Origin of the sequence: Burkholderia sp. Se-20378, assembly GCF_017104665.1 — a bacterium.
In the GTDB taxonomy this organism is placed as follows: Bacteria; Pseudomonadota; Gammaproteobacteria; order Burkholderiales; family Burkholderiaceae; genus Burkholderia; species Burkholderia lata.
Window position 1 is genome coordinate 1 of record NZ_JAAGPG010000501.1, and the last position, 6,106, is coordinate 6,106.

A 6,106-nucleotide genomic window follows, 5' to 3' on the forward strand; every position below is an offset into this window, starting at 1 on the left:
CTACCCGGGCACCTGCCGCACCGGCCTGCACGGCAAGCCCGCGCGCGCGTGGCGGCTGCGCGTGCCGGACGGCGACAACGCGATCGTCACGTTCGACGATCGCTGGCAACACACGCAATCGCAGAACCTCGCGACCGAGGTCGGCGATTTCGTGCTGAAGCGCGCGGACGGCCAATGGGCCTATCAGCTCGCGGTCGTGGTCGACGATGCCGAGGCGCACATCACGCACGTCGTGCGCGGCGCCGACCTGCTCGACTCGACCGCGCGCCAGATTTACCTGCAGCACTGCCTCGGTATGCCGACGCCGCAGTACCTGCACGTGCCCGTCGTCGTCGACGCGCACGGCGAAAAGCTCAGCAAGCAGACGGGCGCGACCGCGCTCGAGCGCGACGATCCGCTGTCGGCGCTGCAGGCCGCAGCCGCGCATCTGGGCCTCGCGCCCGACGGTGCGCTCGCGGGCACGACGCTCGATTCGTTCTACGCCGCCGCCACGACCGCGTGGGCGATGCGCTTCGGGCCGCAGGCCGGCTAACGCACGCAGCGCGCCGGTTTCGCGGCAACCGGGCGTGAGCCGGATGCCGACTGCATCGCCCGCTACCGGTGCCCCGCGGCCTCTCCCCCATCAAACCGCAGCCCCAATGAAAAACGGGCACATGCTCATCGCATGCACCCGCTTCTCCTGCGGCGCTCGCGCGCCGCACCGTCACATCCGCCAGGCTTACGCCGACGGCTTGCGCGGCATCCCGAACCCGCCGAGCAGTGCGGCGACCTGACGCTTCGGTCCCTTCTTCTCGGGCTGCTGCGCAGGCTGCGCGTCGTCCTGCTGCTTCGCCGGCGCCGACGGCTCGTACGGCTTCAGGAAGAAATCGTCGACCGGCGCTTCGTGGCGACGGTGATGACCGCGCTCCGAACCGCCCGTCCGACGCCCCGCCGACGCACCGCGATGCTCGTCGCGATCGCGACGACCGCCGCGTTCGCCACCACGCTCACCGCCTCGCTCACCACCGCGCTCGCTGTTGCGATCGCCGCCGCGGTCGTTGCCGCGGTCGTTGCCGCGGTCGTTGCCGCGCTCGTCGTGACGATGGCGTGCCGGCTTGTCGAGTGCGAGCGTCTGCATTTCGAGCGGACGCTTGATCAGCTTCTCGATATCGGCGAGCTGCTTGCGCTCGTTCGGGCTGCACAGCGACAGCGCGTCGCCCGTCGCACCCGCGCGGCCGGTACGGCCGATCCGGTGCACGTAGTCTTCCGCGCTGAACGGCAGGTCGAAGTTGATCACGGCCGGCAACTCGGCGATGTCGAGGCCGCGCGCGGCCACGTCGGTCGCGACCAGCGCCTCGATCTCGCCGCGCTTGAACGCGTCAAGTGCCTGCATCCGCTCGATCTGCGTCTTGTCGCCGTGGATCGCCGACGCGACCACGCCGTCGCGCTCGAGATTGCGCGCAAGCCGGCTTGCGCCGATCTTGCTGTTGCAGAACACGATCACCTGCTTGAGGCCGCGATCGCGCAGCAACTGCACGACGGCCGCCTGCTTGTCGCCTTCGGCGACGTCGTAGACGATCTGCGTGACGTTCGCGTTCGTCGAGTTGCTGCGCGCGACCTCGATCGTCTGCGGGTTGCGCAGGTAGGTCGACGCGAGCTTCTTGATTTCGCCCGAGAAGGTGGCGGAGAACAGCAGCGTCTGGCGCTCCTTCGGCAGCAGGTTCAGGATGCGCTGCAGGTCGGGCAGGAAGCCCATGTCGAGCATCCGGTCGGCTTCGTCGAGCACGAGGATCTGCACCTGGCCGAGATTCGCCGTCTTCTGCTGCACGTGGTCGAGCAGGCGGCCCGGCGTCGCGATCAGGACCTCGACGCCGCGGCGCAACTCTGCCGACTGCGGGTTCATGTCGACGCCGCCGAACACGACCGCGCTGCGCAGCGGCGTGTGCTTCGCATACGCGTGCACGTTCGCGGCGACCTGGTCGGCGAGTTCGCGGGTCGGCGTGAGGATCAGCGCACGCACCGGGTGGCGCGCCGGAGACGCGCTCGTGTTGGCCTGCGGCAGCAGGCGCTGGATGATCGGCAGCGAGAAACTCGCGGTCTTGCCGGTACCCGTTTGCGCGGCGCCCATGACGTCGCGGCCGGCGAGCACGACCGGAATGGCCTGCGCCTGGATCGGCGTCGGCGTCGTATAGCCCTGCTCCGCAATGGCTTTCAGGATATCGGCGGCAAGGCCGAATTGATCGAAGGTTGCGTCGACGGGCTTGGCGACAGAATCGGACATGGTGGCGTTTCGCTCAAAAGGCGCGGCGGGGACATCGTGCGTCAGGCCAGCCGGGCCTGCGCTCATCACAATTCGGAAATAGACGGAGCCGCGGCGCGCCGCGCGGCGCCGCTCTGGCGCTTGGGACCGGTTCAATGCGAACGCTGGACGCCAGGCCGTGCGGACTCCGTTCGGCGCGAATGCCGGCGGAAAGGGGCGTATTGTAGCACTGCGCGGCCATCTGTCCGTGACAACGCCGCGAACGGCCGCCATGGCGGTTGGCGCGGCAGGCCCGGGCAGGCCTGCGCGGCAGACGGATGGCCCGATCGGCCGGTGGGCAACTTCAGGGGTCTGATCCTGGATCGTCTTATCCGATCACGCGCCGCCAGCCCGCGTGCCGGGCCGTCAGGCCCGGGAGCCGGCCGCCGGCGGGTACCGGCAGCACAATCCACGTTCCCGCCCGGCGCTCAGCCCTTCTTCTTTTTCTTCTCGACCTGTACGCAGTCGCCCAGCAGCGGCGGCGAGTTCTGGTCCGCGATCTCGTCGCGCAGCGTCGCTTCCTTGCCCTTCGTCCACCACGTATAGCGGCCGGCCTGGTAGCGCGCGCCCGACGCCGACACGGTGTCGACGAACAGCATCTGCTTGCCGTTGACCGGCACGAGCGCGAAGCTCTGGCCGTTGCCTGCGAGCCAGTACGACACGCGCACCGGCTGCTTCTGGTTCGCGCACTGGTAGACGGTGAACTGGCGCGAATCGGCGTCGATCTCTTCGACGGTCAGTTGCGCGGCATGCGCGACGGAAACGGCCGTGCCGGCAAGCGCGAGCGCGGCGAGGGTTTGGCGAATCATGCAGGTCCTCTCACGAGACGGGTGGAAACGCGCCCTCCCGGGGCGCGTGATTATTGTTGGCGATCGGGTCGGGTATCGTGATCAGGGATCGATGACGCCGGCACACGCGTCGGTCGGCGCGGCCGCGACATGGCCGACGAGCGGCACGATCTTGAGCCCGGCCGAGGCTACCCGGCACGGGGCGGCCGCGAGGCCGCAACCCGCGAGGTTCACTGCAAGCGCCAGCGCGGCGGCCAGCTTTCCGATACGCAGCCACTTCGGCGTCATCGTCGTCTCCTGGATACGTCAGCGTGCCGACACGGGCCGGACGGCCGCGGCCGCGCGCTTCGCGCGTTCGCGGGCTTCGTCGACGGTCGCGCCGGTCGCCAGCGCGACACCCATGCGCCGCTTCGCAAAACTTTCCGGCTTGCCGAACAGGCGCAGGTCGGCGCCCGGCACCGCGAGCGCTTCACGCACGCCTTCGAACGCGATCCCGCGCTCGTCGAGCCCGCCGTAGATCACGGCCGACGCGGCCGGCGTACCGAGCGCCGGATCGACCGGCAGCCCGAGAATCGCACGCGCGTGCAACTCGAATTCCGACTGGCGCTGCGACGCGAGCGTGACGAGGCCCGTATCGTGCGGCCGCGGGCTCACCTCGGAGAACCACACGTCGTCGCCGCGCACGAACAGCTCGACGCCGAACATGCCGCGCCCGCCGAGCGCCTCGGTGACCTTGTGCGCGATCTCGCGCGACTTCTCGAGCGCCACCGCGCTCATCGGCTGCGGCTGCCACGACTCGACGTAGTCGCCCGCGACCTGCACGTGGCCGACCGGCTCGCAGAAGTAGGTGCGCGTGGCGTCCGTCACCGGATCGATCGCGCGCACGGTGAGCTGCGTGATCTCGTAGTCGAAATCGATGAAGCCCTCGACGATCACGCGGCCGTGGTTCACACGTCCGCCCGCCATCGCGTAGTCCCACGCCGGCTTCACGTCGGCCTCGGTCTTCACGACCGACTGGCCCTTGCCCGACGACGACATCACGGGCTTCACGACGCACGGCATGCCGATCTTCGCGACCGCCGCGCTGAACGCCTCGAACGAATCGGCGAACGCATACGGCGAGGTCGGCAGGCCGAGCTCCTCGGCCGCAAGCCGGCGGATCCCTTCGCGGTTCATCGTGAGCTGCGTCGCGCGCGCGGTCGGGATCACCTCGGCGAGGCCGGCCGCCTCGATCGCCGCGAGCGCGTCGGTCGCGATCGCCTCGATCTCGGGCACGATCAGGTGCGGGCGTTCGGCTTCGACGATCGCCCGCAGCGCGGCGGCGTCCGTCATGTCGATCACATGCGCGCGATGCGCGACCTGGTGGCCCGGTGCGTCCGGATAGCGGTCGACCGCGACGACTTCGACGCCGAGCCGCTGCAACGCGATGATGACTTCCTTGCCGAGTTCGCCGGCGCCAAGCAGCATGACGCGCGTGGCCGAGGGTGAGAGCGGCGTACCGAGCCGCTGACCGATCTGCATGTGATTACCCGCTTCTGGTGGAGGACGAAAACGGCTCCGATGTTAACACGCGCCACGACACCGGTTTTGCGCGTTTCGCCGTGCCGGCAACCGGCCGCGGGCCGCTCGCAAGCAGGCTGCGAACGTTTTCACGCGTGAAGTGTCGGCTCGCCTGCCGCGGGGCGGGTGCGTTACTCTTACGCCTTGATCAGAATCCGATGAGGAACGAGGCTCATGTCCCACCTGTCCGCCGCCGCACGCGCACGCACCGGCCTGCTTCGCCCGTTGCGCGCGCCGCTCTGCGCGTTGACGCTTGCCACGCTTCTCGCCGCCTGCGCGATGCCGACCCACCCCGATTCCGCCGCCCCCGCGCCCGACCCGTACAACCCGGCCGCCGTCCAGCTGCTCGACGACACGAGCTGGGAACTCACCAGCTGGCTGAATGCCGACGGCACGCAGCGCGCGATCCCGCACGGCGACAACGGCGAGCCGATCAAGCTCGCGCTGTCGACCGACTCGGGCATCCGGCGCGCCAGCGGGTTCTCGGGCTGCAATCGCTACATGGGCACCTACGCGATCAAGAACGGCCTGTTGAGCTTCGGGCCGCTCGCCGGCACGCGGATGGCCTGCCCGAATACGCTCGGCGGCCAGCTCGAAACCGCGTACCTCGACGCACTCGCCCATGTCGACAAGACCGGCGTGCAGATGCGCGAGCCCCAGCAATTGCAGATCGTGACCACTTCCGGCGCAACGCTGACCTTCACGCACCGGAGCCCCTGATGCACGGCGCGCGCGAAGGCCGACCGACCGCCTTCGCGTGGCGCGCCACGCGCGTGTGCCAGGCACACGCGTCGCGCGGCGTGAATCGGATGCACGCCGCGTTAGAGTCTTGTTCGCCGGCCGGTTAAACTCGGCGGGTCGCGCCCCGCGCGCCCCTCCCCACTCCTGTTTCAAAGCATGCACACGGTTGTCTTCGGCTGGTTCGGCATCTCCGCCGTCTGGTTCCTCCTTCTCTTCTGGCGTCTCGTGCAGGCGATGCTGCCTGGCGGTGTCGGGCTTGCCGGCCGCGGCTCGATCCGTCTATGGCTCGGCTTCGCCGCGGTATTCGTGGCGAGCTGCACGCTGACGAGCCCGCTGTCGGGCCCCGACACGAACGCGCTCGGCCATGCGTTCTCGGCAGGCTTCGCCCACGTGCTCGGCCCGATCGGCACGCCGGTCGCGATGGTCGTGCTGTTCTTCGCCGGGTTGCCCTGGCTGACCGGCATCGGCTGGCGGCAGTTCGCCGCGTGGGTCGACACGTCGTTCGGCGTCAAGCTGGCGCGCGACGGCGGTGACGACGAGGCGCGCGGCATCGCCGACCTGCCGCGCAGCGCGTTGCATCGCGACGACGACATCGTCCAGCCGACCACCGCACATACCGTCAATTCGATGGCGCCGCGCCAGAACGGCCGGTATTCGCGCCCGACGCTGTGGAAACCCGACCCGCAGGCGCGACCGAAGCCGCGCAGCAGCACGCCGCCGCGTCCGCACGTGGAACCTG

The 6,106-nt window shown here is 69.7% G+C and carries 6 protein-coding genes and 1 pseudogene; 3 read left to right on the forward strand and 4 right to left on the reverse strand.

Annotated elements, in window-relative coordinates:
* A partial coding sequence (locus G3N93_RS32205) for a glutamate--tRNA ligase family protein (protein ID WP_206134774.1) occupies positions 1-532 on the forward strand: 532 nt, incomplete at its 5' end.
* 186 nt (positions 533-718) lie between these two features.
* On the opposite strand, the gene G3N93_RS32210 is transcribed toward G3N93_RS32205, so the two are convergent.
* The 4 genes from G3N93_RS32210 to purT form a co-directional block, all read right to left on the reverse strand.
* A complete protein-coding gene (locus G3N93_RS32210) occupies positions 719-2,326 on the reverse strand; it encodes a DEAD/DEAH box helicase (RefSeq protein ID WP_206134775.1) in 1,608 nt (535 codons plus the stop codon).
* Between the two features lie 380 nt (positions 2,327-2,706).
* Entirely contained in the window at positions 2,707-3,087 is a 381-nt protein-coding gene (locus G3N93_RS32215) for an MliC family protein (RefSeq protein ID WP_069257242.1), read from the reverse strand.
* Between the two features lie 81 nt (positions 3,088-3,168).
* Complete coding sequence (locus G3N93_RS32220; protein ID WP_011352780.1) at positions 3,169-3,354, reverse strand: DUF6726 family protein; 186 nt, start codon at positions 3,352-3,354, stop codon at positions 3,169-3,171.
* Positions 3,355-3,372: 18 nt separating this feature from the next.
* The gene (gene purT, locus G3N93_RS32225; protein WP_206134776.1) at positions 3,373-4,587 is read right to left on the reverse strand and encodes a formate-dependent phosphoribosylglycinamide formyltransferase; all 1,215 of its coding nucleotides are present in this window, start codon (positions 4,585-4,587) and stop codon (positions 3,373-3,375) included.
* A gap of 213 nt (positions 4,588-4,800) precedes the next feature.
* Here purT and G3N93_RS32230 point away from each other — a divergent pair, with 213 nt between their 5' ends.
* Both G3N93_RS32230 and G3N93_RS32235 read left to right on the forward strand, forming a co-directional pair.
* Positions 4,801-5,346, forward strand: coding sequence for an META domain-containing protein (locus G3N93_RS32230; RefSeq protein ID WP_089440712.1), 546 nt, complete (start codon positions 4,801-4,803; stop codon positions 5,344-5,346).
* A 177-nt stretch (positions 5,347-5,523) separates the two neighbouring features.
* A pseudogene (locus G3N93_RS32235) lies at positions 5,524-6,106 on the forward strand (DNA translocase FtsK); the annotation flags it as partial.